The 13,914-nt window shown below is 42.8% G+C and carries 11 protein-coding genes; 10 read left to right on the top strand and 1 reads right to left on the bottom strand.

Features of this window, described 5'->3' with window-relative positions:
* Positions 1 to 21 precede the first annotated feature (21 nt).
* The gene (locus tag BM210_RS20620; protein WP_091172900.1) at positions 22 to 1,923 is read left to right on the top strand and encodes a heparinase II/III domain-containing protein; all 1,902 of its coding nucleotides are present in this window, start codon (positions 22 to 24) and stop codon (positions 1,921 to 1,923) included.
* Positions 1,924 to 2,116: 193 nt separating this feature from the next.
* On the opposite strand, the gene BM210_RS20615 is transcribed toward BM210_RS20620, so the two are convergent.
* The gene (locus BM210_RS20615; RefSeq protein WP_091172897.1) at positions 2,117 to 3,127 is read right to left on the bottom strand and encodes a serine hydrolase domain-containing protein; all 1,011 of its coding nucleotides are present in this window, start codon (positions 3,125 to 3,127) and stop codon (positions 2,117 to 2,119) included.
* Between the two features lie 170 nt (positions 3,128 to 3,297).
* Between BM210_RS20615 and BM210_RS20610 the strand changes: the two genes are divergently transcribed.
* The 9 genes from BM210_RS20610 to BM210_RS20570 all read left to right on the top strand — a co-directional run bounded on the left by BM210_RS20610 (position 3,298) and on the right by BM210_RS20570 (position 13,914).
* A complete protein-coding gene (locus BM210_RS20610; protein WP_091172894.1) occupies positions 3,298 to 3,939 on the top strand; it encodes a GntR family transcriptional regulator in 642 nt (213 codons plus the stop codon).
* Positions 3,940 to 4,629: 690 nt separating this feature from the next.
* Positions 4,630 to 5,361, top strand: coding sequence for a PIG-L deacetylase family protein (locus BM210_RS20605; protein ID WP_177237921.1), 732 nt, complete (start codon positions 4,630 to 4,632; stop codon positions 5,359 to 5,361).
* Positions 5,361 to 6,056: a 4-carboxy-4-hydroxy-2-oxoadipate aldolase/oxaloacetate decarboxylase gene (locus BM210_RS20600; protein ID WP_091172891.1), complete on the top strand. Its 696-nt coding sequence runs from the start codon at positions 5,361 to 5,363 to the stop codon at positions 6,054 to 6,056. Before BM210_RS20605 ends, BM210_RS20600 begins: the two co-directional genes overlap by 1 nt.
* 193 nt (positions 6,057 to 6,249) lie before the next feature.
* The gene (locus BM210_RS20595) at positions 6,250 to 7,581 is read left to right on the top strand and encodes an ABC transporter substrate-binding protein (RefSeq protein ID WP_091172890.1); all 1,332 of its coding nucleotides are present in this window, start codon (positions 6,250 to 6,252) and stop codon (positions 7,579 to 7,581) included.
* A 73-nt stretch (positions 7,582 to 7,654) separates the two neighbouring features.
* The gene (locus BM210_RS20590; RefSeq protein WP_218184955.1) at positions 7,655 to 8,542 is read left to right on the top strand and encodes a carbohydrate ABC transporter permease; all 888 of its coding nucleotides are present in this window, start codon (positions 7,655 to 7,657) and stop codon (positions 8,540 to 8,542) included.
* Positions 8,535 to 9,392 (top strand): carbohydrate ABC transporter permease, encoded by an 858-nt coding sequence (locus tag BM210_RS20585; RefSeq protein ID WP_091172887.1) that lies wholly within the window; start codon positions 8,535 to 8,537, stop codon positions 9,390 to 9,392. Before BM210_RS20590 ends, BM210_RS20585 begins: the two co-directional genes overlap by 8 nt.
* A gap of 37 nt (positions 9,393 to 9,429) precedes the next feature.
* A complete protein-coding gene (locus tag BM210_RS20580) occupies positions 9,430 to 10,338 on the top strand; it encodes an NAD(P)-binding domain-containing protein (RefSeq protein ID WP_091172884.1) in 909 nt (302 codons plus the stop codon).
* 147 nt (positions 10,339 to 10,485) lie between these two features.
* Positions 10,486 to 12,288, top strand: coding sequence for a sensor histidine kinase (locus BM210_RS20575; RefSeq protein ID WP_091172882.1), 1,803 nt, complete (start codon positions 10,486 to 10,488; stop codon positions 12,286 to 12,288).
* Between the two features lie 12 nt (positions 12,289 to 12,300).
* Positions 12,301 to 13,914, top strand: a complete 1,614-nt coding sequence (locus BM210_RS20570) for a response regulator (protein ID WP_091172880.1) — start codon at positions 12,301 to 12,303, stop codon at positions 13,912 to 13,914.

The raw sequence follows: 13,914 nt of genomic DNA, 5'->3' as shown, positions 1-13,914 counted from the left end.
CTTTGAAGGAGATGACATTGGATGTTTAATCAATTTGCAACCGAGCATAATTTAAGTGAGCTGTTGGTTTCAGCGCAGCAGTTCCACCCGTATCCGAAAGCTTCAGAGCGTGATTTTTGGGAAAAGCTTCCCGAGGCGGCACGTTCGACCTGGATCGGTTGGGCGGAGGAAAGACTTGATTATACATGGCCGGCACTGCCGGCCGTTCGTTATATGGATTATGTACGCAATGGCAACCGTACGCGCTATGAAGAGGCTTATTTTGAAAGAAGAAGAGTATTGGGTGATCTGCTGTTCGGTGAATGTGTCGAGGGGCAGGGCCGATTCTTAGAGCAAATCATCAATGGACTGTGGTGCATTTGTGAGGAATCGTATTGGGTGATTCCTGCCCACATGACGCTGTCCACGCAAAGCGATGGTTATTCGCTGCCTGATATCACGGAGCAGGTAATCGACTTATTTGCAGCGGACACCGGCGGCTTGTTGGCTTGGACAGCTTACTTGTTCGAAGATAAACTGCAGACGGAAAGCCCAATGATTCTGAAGCGTATTCGTTATGAGATGAAGAGGCGTATTTTTGAACCTTATTTGGAACGCAGGGATTTCTGGTGGATGGGCTATACACCGAAGCGCGTTAACAACTGGAATCCATGGATTCATTCCAATTGTCTGGCAGCTTTTCTAATATTGGAGGAGGATGCGTCAGTCAGGAGCCGGGCGGTAGCGAAAGCCATGCAAAGTCTTGATAGCTTTATGGGGATTTATCATCCTGACGGCGGCTGTGACGAAGGACCGGGTTATTGGGGACGGGCAGGCGCATCTTTGTTCGATTGTCTGGAGCTTCTTTATGCAGGGTCAGAAGGACACATCGATTTTTACAAGGAGCCGCTTGTGCAGGAAATGGGCAAGTACATTTATCGGGTGCACATTGCCGGCAATGATTTTGTTAACTTCGCGGACGGCGATGCACGGCTTAGCCTGTCTGCTGATGTGGTGTACCGTTATGGAAAGCGAATCGACGATTCGCAAATGAGCACGCTGGGCACGTACACCTTCCAGGCTAATGGCATTACGCGTGATCGGATTTTTTCATGTGCAAGAATCCTAGGGGAGTTCGCGAATTACGCTGAGCTAACTGAGCAGCAGGCAGAGGCTCCTTACGAACGGGATGTATGGTTGAAGGATACCCATATTTTTGTAGCAAGAGAGCAAGAGGGGAGCTCGGACGGACTGTATCTCGCAGCGAAGGGCGGGCATAACGAAGAGAGTCATAACCATAATGATGTCGGCCATTATATCGTTTACTACAATGGACATCCGTTTTTCATTGATGCAGGCACGGAAAATTATACAGCCAAAACCTTCAGCGAGCGGAGGTACGAGATCTGGACGATGCAATCCGGTTATCATAGCTTGCCAACCGTGAATGGCGTGGAGCAGCAGAATGGTGAGGCATACAGGGCATCAGACATTGCATACGTACTTACGGATGCAGCGGCTAGTTTTTCCTTAAATCTGGCAGCTGCATATCCCGAGGCGGCAGGGATCGAACTGTGGAGACGAAGCATGGCCCTGCATCGCAAGGAGGGAGAACAGGCTTATGTTGAGATCAAGGATGCTTTTGAATTGAATGGGGTATCGACCGATTTGGTGTTTAACTGCTTGACACTGCCGATGCCACAGCTGTTAGAGGATGGACGTATTGAGCTTGCGAATGAGCACGGAGAGCGTATCTGGATTCAATATGAAGCGAACCGGCTGGAAGCTGCGGTCGAGACGATTACAGTCAGTGATGCCAGAATGCAGTCGATATGGGGGGACACGTTATATCGTCTGCAGCTTCGTGTGCTGGAACCCTTACAGGCAGGGGAAGTTGCACTGAAAATTGCAGCGGCGGATGCGGGATCAGCTCACGTTGTGTAAATGAAGAAGCAGCAGCTTATGATTAGCTGTGAGATGCGATAAATACAGACCGGGGTATGCATGTAGATTGACGAGGTCATTACTCATGCAGACCAGCAGGGATGGAAGCCGTAACCAGCGGGAATAACACAGCGCTATGTATATGCTTTTTCAATTAAAATAGCTCAAGCTTGCCAAAAACCATCTTGAAACATCAAGATGGTTTTTGGTTATTTGCAGCACCATACTGACCAACGAGATTGCCGAAGGTTTGGATGCCCTGGATATAATCATATGTCGGTGGGTTCGGCTCCGTTTGATTCAGCATGCGGACAGCCACGATTTGATAGACAGGAATAACCAGAATGGCGTTCCCATACAACCCCAGAGATTGATAGGAGCCTTCAGGAAGTTGAGTCCCGAGCTCGGATAACGGCCGCGGTGCGTCCTGCACCCACCAAAAGAAGCCGTTTCTGGGCATTGCCGGATCGAGTGCTACTGGCGTAGCAATGGTACTACAAGTATCGAATACGGCACTTGGCATAATTTGTTTGCCTTTGTACAATCCTTGTGTTAAGTGCAGATACCCCCAATAGGCTAATTCCCGCGTACTGGCAAAAAGATTCCCTTCACTACCCTGATCGTTTGAGTAAGCTTCATGAAGCCAAACCAACTCTTCAAGTTCTTCTTGTATCCAGCCCGTCTTTGTAAATCCATAAGGACCAAAAAAACGCTCCTGCATAACTTGAGCGAGCGGCCGACCAAACAGGTTTTTGACCATTTGGATGAGCAGATTGACACCTGCATTATTGTATTTCCATTCGGTACCGGGAGGAAATATTCGTTTACTGTGCCCCTGAAGGCCATGGGTATGAGTTAACAAATGACGGATGGTAGTATGACTTAAAATGTCGGGGGCGCAATCCGTTATATAATCGGTTACGGGGTCATCGATGCTGTTTATTTTTCCTTCGTATATAGCTAGACTAATGGCCGCACCGAGGTAAGTTTTGCGAACGGAGGCCACATTAAACCTGGATTTGGCATCGACCGGTCGACTGCTGCTTGAGCTTCCATGGTAGCCGGAATACCACTCGTTAACGATATGTCCATTTTGTATGACAACAACTGCTGCGGCAGTAGCTGAGATTACATGCTGGGTGGTTCGCATATACTGATTAAGTTCATCAAAGCCGTGTGTGGATGGACTCATTTCCAGTTGCATAGTGGTGAACTCCTGTCTCGAGAAGGGATGGTTAAGTAATTCGAGGGCTAGTTAGACAATCCTGCCAACAAATGGATAGTTAATAGGATTGACATAACAAAAAAAATAATATAGCTTTATTGATAATGATGAGCTATTTAGTTCAACAATATTGTGGAGAGGTAACCTACATGAATAAGCCACTTGAAACCGCGTATGCATTTATTAGAAGTAAAATATTAGACGGCACCTATGGACCTTCTCAAAAATTAACCGAAGTTCAATTATCAGAGGAAATCGGCGTTAGTAGAAATACCGTTATTAAGGCTTTGTTAAAGCTGGAGCAAGAAAATCTAATTTCAATAGAAAAAAATAAAGGAGCAACAATAAAGGCCTTTAACTTGCAGGAAGTAATTAATTACTTGGAGATCAGGGAAGTTCTAGAGGGTCTAGCCATTAGGTCAGCCGTTAGCAGCATAACGGAAGAGCAATTGGGCAGTATGGAACAAATACTAGGCGAAATGAGCTCACTGCTGCAGAACAATAAGTTTGACGCATACTCCAATTTAAACAAAATCTTTCACAATATCATTTATTCGGCTTCTCATAATCGGCAAGCTGTAGAGATGATTAATATGATTAAAACACAACTGAATCGCTTCCATTTTAAGACAATTTTAGTTCCCGGAAGAAACCACGAATCTTTCGCCGAGCACAATGAAATTTATAATGCGCTTATGTCGCGTAATGAATTGGCAGCGGAAAAAGTGATTAAGGAGCATGTCGCTAACGTAAGGCGAACCATCCAAGAAAATTATCAGTATCTATTATGATGATGAGTGGTTTCGATAATTTAGAAGAACCGACAGAGTGATTGACTGTGTTAGAGCAGTCATTACCGCTGTCGGTTTTTTTTTCATGTTGTATAATGTCGCGAAACCTATTCTCCAAATAAAGAGATGTGCGGTATATCTTCCAATGTGGCTGCAAGCAGCGGTCTTTTTTGCATTCTATTTTACTAAGGAAAGGCAATAAGTGTTGACAATAAATATAAAAGCTAAGTATAATCTAAAAAAATGATCAAAATTGTTCAACAATATTGATCATTTAATTTCGCGGTTTTCATACATGGAGAAAGGATTAACAATGGAAGCGGTGGAAATGCTGCAAGGAGCTTATGATTTTTATGTTCATTTGTGGCCCGATATTTTGGACAGAAAAGTGGACAACTTGAAAATGACTGTCAACAAACGGTCCGTACCCTGATGAAGGGCTTCAGGTTCTTGTCACCAATTTGATGAACAAAGACTTTTCTATGTCTGAAATCAAAACAATGACATCAAAGCATGTCTATATAAGATGAACCAAAGAAACATACAGCCGAAGAGGAGAAAGCGGACCCTTCTGGAGAAACAAAATGTTCGCCTTTGCAGACGGATTTTTCTGCTTTCGCAGCGTCTCCCTGATGTCCGAATATTTGGTTCATCTTATATAGTTGAAAACTAAATCTGGAGGTTAGTGAAATGATTGATCACCATGTCAATGTTCTTGTAGTAAGCGCGCATGCAGCCGATTTTGTATGGAGGTCTGGCGGAACGATTGCGAAGTATGTGAAACAAGGTGCCAACGTCTCTTTGGTCATTTTGAGCTATGGCGTTAGAGGAGAATCCAACGATTTGTGGAATGTCGAAGGGCAAACCGTGGATAATGTGAAGCGAATTCGGAAGAGCGAGGTTGAAGCAGCAGCTAATCACTTAGGTGTGACCAATATGGAGATTTGGGATTTCGATGATTACCACATGCAAATTACGGAAGATCGCATGGAACGTTTGACTCGGAAAATTCGCGAGGTGAAGCCTCATCATATTATTACTCATGGCCCGAAAGACGCTTTTAATCCCGATCACGAAATGGTCTCCGACTATGTCTTCAAAGCGAGCGTCCTATCCACATCGAATGGTGTTCAATTGGAAGGTTCTCCGACAGCGAAGCAAGCGCGTTTGTTTGGATTTGAGCCCCATCAGTCCGAAATCAGTGACTTCAAGCCTGAGGTCATTATCGATATTACCGATGTGTATGAGCAAAAAGAAGCAGCGATGAATTGCTTCAAAGCCCAGCAGCATTTGATTGACTATTATGGAGCCAAGGCGAGTCTAAGAGGGAATCACGCCCGTCGCTGCTCTGGAAATAATGATTACAAGTATGCCGAAGCTTTCAGTAGATTTTTCCCTTATGTTGGAGGTGAATTGGTTTAATGCAGAAGTACATAGTTCGTAATATCGCAAGACCCTCTCAAGAAATGTTGGAGCAATATGCACAACTCGATACTTCCACGGTATACGAAGCCCAGGGGAAAATTGGCCTGATGAGCGCAGACCTTAAACCAATTCAACAGAACAAGATGATTTGCGGACCTGCAGTGACCGTAACTTGTCCAGCAGGCGACAATTTAATGATCCATGCAGCCATCGAAATGTGCCAACCGGGAGATGTGCTTGTCATCACGACAATCGGTGAAAGCGAGTGTGGAATGATAGGCGAGCTCATCGTCAAAGCGCTTATAAAGCGCGGGGTACAAGGTGTGATCATGAGTGCGGGCATTAGGGATGCGGCAAGGCTCAGAGAGCTGGAGTTTCCTGTTTGGACGAAAGCGATTTATTCGCAAGGCACGACGAAAAACAGAGGCGGTTGGGTGAACGCGCCTGCAGTATGCGGTGGGGCGCTGGTTTCTCCCGGGGATCTCATTATTGCAGACGATGATGGTGTAGTCGTGGTTAGGAAAGATGACCTGCAGGCATCGCTGGAAGCTTCCAAACAAAGGCTCCTGAAAGAGGAAGGAACGAAGGAAAAAATATCTCGCGGAGAGCTGAGTCTCGATTTTTATGGGTTAAGAGAAACGCTGATTAAAGAGAATGTGGTGTACATCGAAGATGAGACAGAACTCACTTAAAAAAGTTACTTACGCAGACCTGCGGGCGAAAGCCCGCTTTTACTTATTACGAATTAAGCTGTCATTTGTCCTGTGACTTAACAATTTTACAAGAAAAGTGGTACTTTCTCCATTCACAAAAAAAACCGTCGCCGTTATATTAAGTGTAAGAAAAAAACAAATTACAAATTACCGAATTAAGGGAGGACAAACAATGTTTTTTAAGAAAGGGCTTACAATTGCGGTTAATGTTCTGCTTGTAGCTGCTTTATCGGCTTGTGGGGGTAGCGATAGCGGGCAAAAACAACCTGCAAATGGTGATTCCGCAAATTCGGTTAAAGAGAAAGTAACACTGCGATTTGCTTATTGGGGCGGAGAACTTCGTAATAAAAAATATACACAAACGATTGCCGATTTCGAGAAAAAATATCCCCATATTAAGATTGAGCAGGAATTTGCAGACAGTAATCCTTATTATGATAAACTGGCGATCCAAGCAGCCGGAGGCAACTTACCGGACGTAATGAGTTTGCAAGTTACGAGGTTTATGGATTACGCGAACCGTAATCAATTGCTCCAGCTGGATGAAATGATTCAATCGAAAGCAATCGATGTCTCTGATTTTAATCAGAAGATGATAGATGCAGGTAAAGCGAATGGGAAGGTCGTCATGGTTGCAAATGGCAACACATCCAAAAGCTTGTTTTACAATTCAGATCTATTAAAAAGAGCGAATGTACAGCTGCCCAAATTCGATATATCTTGGGAAGAGTTTGCTGCTTTAGGTGCTGAATATAAAAAAGCGGCGAAAAACCCGGATCTGTATTTTGTAGAAGATCCTTCAGGCATCGATGCAGGGAAAGAAATCTTCGGATTCTTCCTTCGCCAAAAAGGCAAAGATGTTTATACCAAAGACGGCAAACTGGGTTTTGAGAAGCAGGATATGATCGAATGGTTCCAATATTGGGACAAGCTGCGTAAAGAGGGGATTATTCCACCGGCAGCACTGACTGCAGAGTACAAAGGGAAATCGCAGCAGGAATCGATGCTTGTCAAAGGACAGGTAGCGGCAACTCTTTCAGCAGGTGGCAGCAGTAATTTACCGATTTATCAAACGTATATGAAGGATCAACTGGAGTTTGGAAGAGTGCCTACAGATCCTAAAGGCAAAAATGGGGAAGATATTGGAGGTTTATTTTTGGCCATCGGAGCAAAATCAAAATATCCGAAGGAATCAGCGCTTTTTGTCAACTATCTCATCAATGATGTGGAAGGGGCCAAGATTTTCAAAATTGATGTAGGCCCTAGTCCTTCTAAAAAAATAAATGAAGCCGTTAAGTCGGTTCTTGAACCGTCCGGTGTGAAAATGATTGAGTTCCAGCAAAAAGCCAATGAGTATTTTAACGTTCCGAATATTCCTCCAGCTGGTAATAACGAAATATTCAAACAGCTGACGACAACTAGCGAGGCCATTGCGTTTGGAAAGAAACCGATTGAGAAGGCTGTGGAAGATTTCTTTAATGAGGCGAACAAAATTTTAAAGTAATGTAATCCAAGAAATAGATAAGGGCAGAATGTGGTCGCCGCATTCTGTCCGCTTCAAAACAGGAGTGAACGACATGCGCATAAGCCATTTTTTTAGAAAAAACGGGATCGGCTATTTGTTTCTTAGCCCATGGATTATCGGTATTTTAGCATTTACACTCATTCCCATGGTTCTTTCTTTATATTTTTCATTTACGAATTACGAGATGTTTAATACACCGAAGTGGGTTGGGCTTGAAAATTACAAAAATATTTTTACGAATGATGAACAATTTCTCGAATCTTTAAGCGTTACGTTTCGATATGTGTTTCTGGCGGTTCCCTTCGAGCTTGCCTTTGCTCTCTTGGTTGCACTGATGCTCAATAAGGGGCTGTCCGGATTACGGATTTATCGTGCCATTTATTATGTGCCCTCGTTGTTTGGGGGAAGCGTAGCTATTGCCTTATTATGGCGGCAGGTGTTTGGCGCAAAAGGACTTTTTAATCATGTATTGGGCTACTTTGGGATTGATGGCGTCAGCTGGATTGCCACTCCGGAGTATGCTCTATATACGCTAATTATATTGAAAATTTGGCAATTCGGATCACCGATGATTATTTTTCTGGCTGGATTGCAGCAAATACCGAACGAATTATATGAAGCCGCTTCGATCGATGGCGCTGGAAAAACGTCTCAATTCATGCGGGTAACGATTCCGATGCTGACACCTATTATTTTCTTCAACTTGGTTATGCAAATTATACACGCATTTCAAGCGTTTACACCTGCCTATGTGATCAGCGGGGGAACAGGCGGACCTCTGAATTCTACCTTATTCTATACGTTATATTTATATCAAAAAGGGTTTGTCAGCTTTCAGATGGGCTATGCTTCAGCTTTGGCATGGATATTGCTTGTTATCATTGCCATATTCACTAGCTTAACGTTCCTTTCATCGAAAAAGTGGGTGCATTATGAGTAATCATTCAGCTCAGATCGGTTCTAGAAAATGGCAAAACATCAGACACTTCATAAATATAGCGGTATCGCTTATTATGCTTTATCCATTGATATGGATGTTATTCAGTTCTTTTAAGCTGCCGGAACGTATTTTTACGGATACAGGACTCTGGTCAGAGCATTTTACGCTTAACAATTATATCGTAGGCTGGAAGGGCTTAGGGTCCCAAACCTTCGCATTATTTTTCAAAAATTCATTTATTGTTAGCGGAATGTCGATAATCGGAAACATCATCTCGTGTTCGTTAGCGGCGTATGCATTTGCTCGATTGGATTTTCGCTTTAAGACTCCTTTGTTCGCCGTCATGCTTATGACTATGATGCTGCCGCATCATGTGACGATTATTCCACAGTACATTATTTTCAATAAGCTCGATTGGATCAATACTTATTTACCTCTGATCGTTCCTAAGTTTACCGCAGCCGAAGGCTTCTTTGTTTTCCTGATGGTGCAGTTTATTCGGAATATTCCTCGGGAGCTGGATAAAGCGGCAATTGTCGATGGATGTGGACCGATTCAAATTTATTGGAGAATTATTCTGCCCTTGGCTCTCCCAGCTCTGGTGACTACGGCGATTTTCACTTTTATATGGACATGGAACGATTTTTTCAGTCAGATCATTTACTTGAGCCAAACCCAAAAATTCACCGTTTCGTTGGGACTACGTGTATTTTTGGATTCCAGTGGAGAATCAAGCTTTGGCTCGCTGTTTGCGATGTCGGTCTTATCGCTTGTTCCCGTATTTGCGATCTTCGTATTCCTCCAAAAGTTTTTAATAGAAGGACTCACGTCAGGTGGGGTCAAAGGATAAAACGAAATATAGTCGATAGGACTGGGGATGACTTATTATGCAATTAGGATTTATTGGATTTGGAGAAGCGGCTTTTGCTATATCGAGCGGATTGAAGGAACAAGGTTTTGAAACCATATGGGCATACGATCCAGTTTGGGACCACCCTACCTACGGTGCTCTAGTTCAAGGTAGAGCTGCACAAGCGCAGGTGGAGCTGATGAAGACACCAGAAGAGGTACTTCAGCATGCTAATGTTGTTATTGTCGCAGTACCTGCCGATAAAGCACTTGGAGTCAGCGAAATGTTGAAACCGTACTTAAAACCAGGGGACCTTTATGTGGATGTGTCTGCGGCCAGCCCCAAAGTGAAAAAGGCGATTTGGGAAACGATACAAGATGCGGGAGTCTTGATGGTTGATGCCGCCATGGTAGGAGCTTTATTGGTTGATAAACATAAGGTTCCGATTCTGGCGAGCGGTAACGGAACGGATCGGTTCATCGAGCTGACGGCTCCACTCCATATGAATATTACAAAGGTGAGCGAAACTCCCGGAGACGCCAGCGCTATTAAATTAATTCGCAGCATTTTCATGAAAGGCTATGCCGCTCTTGGGATTGAGCTGCTGGACGCTGCCCATACATTTAATGTGGAAGATCTGGTTATCAGCGGCATTGGCGATTCGCTGGACGGTAAAAGCTTCGAATGGTCGTTGAATCGGATGGTAACAGGCACCTCTATTCATGCTCAAAGGAGGATCATTGAGTTGGAAGGTTCCATTGAAATGCTGCAGGAATCCAATATCAACTCTGTTATGTCCGAAGCGATTCGGGAGAAGCTGAAGCTGGTGTCTTCCTTCAATTTGAAGGAAAAATTTCAGGGAGTTATTCCGGGTCATTGGCTTGAAGTGATTACAGCTATCCAAGACGCGGATCATGAACAACAAGCAGTCACACTGAAGTCATAATAGTAATTGTGTTTCTTTCATATGTTTTATATCATAGTGATACGTGCAACGGAGGTGATATCGGGTGAACAACCGGGTATCGCCTCCTGTTTTGTATGAAAAACGAATTCACGTAAACAGTTCCCCCAAAGGCGGTCATTTAAGACAATGAAGCAATGGAAATTGAAACCGTTTTTATTTTTTTCTTTAGTGCTGTCAAATATATTTTTCTTGATCGTGATTACGGTAGCGATTTATTTCAGCGTGAGCTATTTTTTCACAAAACAAATTAGTGAAGCGCGTCTTCAGGTCCTTTACAGTAATCAACTGCAGCTGATTGAACGATTGAAGGATATTGAAGGCACGGCGCTATCGATTTCCACTCATCAAACGATGAAAACAGTATTGGAAGACAATAACCGTATTGATTTATACGATTATATTCTCATCCAACGTACAGCAAATGAGTGGTTAAGCACGTTCACATTTGTTAAACCATTTATCAATAGTATCCAAATTTTCACGGATCAGTATGTCGATTATCAGAAAATTGGACAGGTAGGTAAAAACACGATTTTACCCATGTCGAAGCTGCCTGTAGACATGAGCCAATTCGCAGATGTGGACGCGTTATGGTTACCCTCTCACAAAGACCAGAATGCGGATACCGAAAAGTCAGTGCTCACTTATGTATTAAAGATGTATAACCGAAAGGGAGGCACAGCCGGTTTTGTCGCTATCAATTTGGAGGAAGACTCCTTAGTCCGTATGTTTTTCAGTGATAATGTGAAGTCCTCTCCAACGAATCGATCTCTGCTCTTTCTTGATGCCAATAACAGAGTCATGTCAAGAATGGCTGCACAAGTCAATTCCCAGCTAACAGATTCCTTTCAAACTTACGCAAGCACCATAAGCGAGCAGGCTGGATTTAAGCATATCGACTTTTTCGGCAGCAAATATCTCCTTATTTATACGACTCAACATCAGGAGAAATGGAGAATTGTCGAGTTCTTGGATACCAACGAGTTGTATCAGGATGTCAATACGATTCGAAACATCGTAATCATGATCGGAGTGTTTGTGCTTATTTTCATTTTTCCGGTCGCCTCTTATTTATCAAGTCGAATTATACGACCTGTTCCTTCCTTGTTAAAAGGATTTCAAAAAATAGAAAGCGGGAATTTTGACGCAAGCGTGGAAAATCATTTTATCGTTGAATTTAATAAATTAATCATTGGTTTTAATTTCATGGCACAGCGGCTTCAGCAGATGATGGAAGAGCTGGATAAGAAAAATCGCTTGAAAAGAGATTTGGAGTTAATGGTTTTGCAAAGCCAGATCAACCCCCATTTTCTCTATAATACGCTGGATATGATCAATTGGGCTGCTGCGATGAAAGGCAACACGGAGGTCAGTTTCATGGTGTCCAGATTGGCCAAGCTATTCAGAATCAGCTTAAGCGGAGGCAGTACGTTTATTCTCCTTAATGAAGAATTGGAGCATGCCCGGTTGTATGCACAAATTCAACAAACCCGGTTACAGGACCGGTTTTTATACAGTGAACATATCGATCCTTATTTTAAACAATGCTATGTGCCGAAAATTATTTTGCAGCCTTTTATCGAAAATTCGATCATCCACGGCTTTTCAGTTTTACAAGACAAGCAAGCTGAGGTTGTGATCTCCACCGAAAGGATAGATGAGAACAGATTTCAAATTGTCATTGATGATAATGGAATCGGGCTTCATCAATCGGAAAATGAAAGCGACCGTCAGAAAAAAAGCTCGCTTTATGTATCGGGATCTGGTGGATACGGTATTAAAAATGTAAGGGAACGTTTGGAATTGTATCTGGGTTCCCAATACGGATTGCAAATCGAGAATAGAGAAGGCGGAGGCGTAAGGGTCATCATTAAACTACCTTATTTGGATTCTCTTGATAAAATAAACGACTTTAATAAATTGATATAAGGGGGGATTGGAGTGAAAGTATTATTGGTGGATGATGATAATTATGTGGTGAATGGATTAAAAAGTATGATTGCATGGGACCAGTTGGGCATAGACGAGGTCATGATTGCACAGGACGGAGTGGAAGCGTGGGATAAATTCCAAAACCGCAAGCCCGACCTATTGATTACCGACGTGTACATGCCAAGAATGAACGGACTTGAGCTGATTAAAAATATTAGAAAAGTAGATACGGAATTGCCCGTGGTTATCTTAAGCGGATATGGCGAATTCGATTATGCCAAGGAAGCGATTCATTTAGATGTAGCGCAATACATATTGAAACCGGCGGTTTTTACGGAAATTGAAACTGTTTTGAAGGATGTTTTAAATGAAAAAGCGGTTGCCAACAGAAAGAGCCAATATTTCGACGGGGTCATAAGTCAATTGGAGCAGAGCTTGCCGATTTTACGTGAGCAATTTTTATATGACATGCTTACAGTAGGAATGAAGGAAAGGGACCTTATAGACAGCAGAATTCGATTTCTTCATTTGGAGGATCTTGTTTTTAACGGCGGATTAGTGATGAGTTTAATTATCCATCGCGAGGATAAAGAGAAAACTGAGTTGGAGAAGGACTGGCAATTGTATAAATTTGCTGCCTATAATGTGGCTCATGAGATTGTGATGAAATCGGGAAAAGGATATGTACTTCGCTATATGGAAGATCGATTGCCTATCTTACTGTTCGGAGGACAGGAGGAGACACTCTATAGGGCAAAGCAAATTGCAGAAGAGCTAATCGGGAGCATCGGAACCTATTTGGAGTTGAATGCCAATGTCGGCATTGGACGATGGTACGGGCAATTTAGTGCCTACCCCTCATCGTACAAGGAGTCGCGTGAGATGCTTAATATGGTTGAATATGAAGGATATCAAAAAATATTCGATGCGCAGCAATCCAGCGAGTATCCAAGAGAAACATGGACTGCTTATCCGCTCGAACAAATTCGACAATTGTCCGAAGCTTTAATGCGGATTGATCATGAAAGTGTGATGGCGCAATGGGCCCATATCGAGTTGACACTGCTGAATGAACGAGGCTCTTCCCTGAAATATATAAAGACAGTATGTATAAGTATCGTCAACAGTCTCGTATTATATATTATAGAAAAAGATCCCACAAAGCTTGAACTCAGTCAGTTGGCTCAGTTTCTGCAAAGCATTCAAGCTGCTCCAAATCATCATTCATTAATGAAACAAATTTTGGACATATTACTAAAGCTGCTTGAGCTGCTTGAACAAAAATATTACGCTGGTAAACAAAATTCTTATGTACAATTTGTAAAAAAGGCTGTCGCTGAAAATTACCAAACCAATATTTCATTTAGTCAGCTAGCTGATGATCTGCATTTGACAAGAAATTATTTGAGCAGCATTTTTAAAAGCGTTACGGGCGACAGCTTTTCGAACTATTTAACCTTCTATCGAATAGAAAGAGCCAAGGATTTAATGAAGACACATCGCTATATGATATATGAAGTAAGTGAAATGGTGGGCTATTCGGATCCGGCTTATTTTAGCAGAGTGTTTAAAAATATGACGGGAATCAGCCCAACGGATTATACGATAGGAAAGTCTTCGTAA

It is taken from the genome of Paenibacillus sp. 1_12 (assembly GCF_900114475.1).
GTDB lineage: Bacteria > Bacillota > Bacilli > Paenibacillales > NBRC-103111 > Paenibacillus_S.
The sequence above is the reverse complement of the archived record's forward strand: the minus strand, read 5'-3'. Positions and strand labels throughout refer to the sequence as shown.

Coding starts and splice junctions, on each gene's coding strand:
- BM210_RS20600 (WP_091172891.1), top strand. CDS start 5,361: ATGCAGAAGTACATAGTTCGTAATATCGCAAGACCCTCTCAAGAAATG.
- BM210_RS20610 (WP_091172894.1), top strand. CDS start 3,298: ATGAATAAGCCACTTGAAACCGCGTATGCATTTATTAGAAGTAAAATA.
- BM210_RS20605 (WP_177237921.1), top strand. CDS start 4,630: ATGATTGATCACCATGTCAATGTTCTTGTAGTAAGCGCGCATGCAGCC.
- BM210_RS20615 (WP_091172897.1), bottom strand. CDS start 3,127: ATGCAACTGGAAATGAGTCCATCCACACACGGCTTTGATGAACTTAAT.
- BM210_RS20620 (WP_091172900.1), top strand. CDS start 22: ATGTTTAATCAATTTGCAACCGAGCATAATTTAAGTGAGCTGTTGGTT.
- BM210_RS20595 (WP_091172890.1), top strand. CDS start 6,250: ATGTTTTTTAAGAAAGGGCTTACAATTGCGGTTAATGTTCTGCTTGTA.
- BM210_RS20585 (WP_091172887.1), top strand. CDS start 8,535: ATGAGTAATCATTCAGCTCAGATCGGTTCTAGAAAATGGCAAAACATC.
- BM210_RS20590 (WP_218184955.1), top strand. CDS start 7,655: ATGCGCATAAGCCATTTTTTTAGAAAAAACGGGATCGGCTATTTGTTT.
- BM210_RS20575 (WP_091172882.1), top strand. CDS start 10,486: ATGAAGCAATGGAAATTGAAACCGTTTTTATTTTTTTCTTTAGTGCTG.
- BM210_RS20580 (WP_091172884.1), top strand. CDS start 9,430: ATGCAATTAGGATTTATTGGATTTGGAGAAGCGGCTTTTGCTATATCG.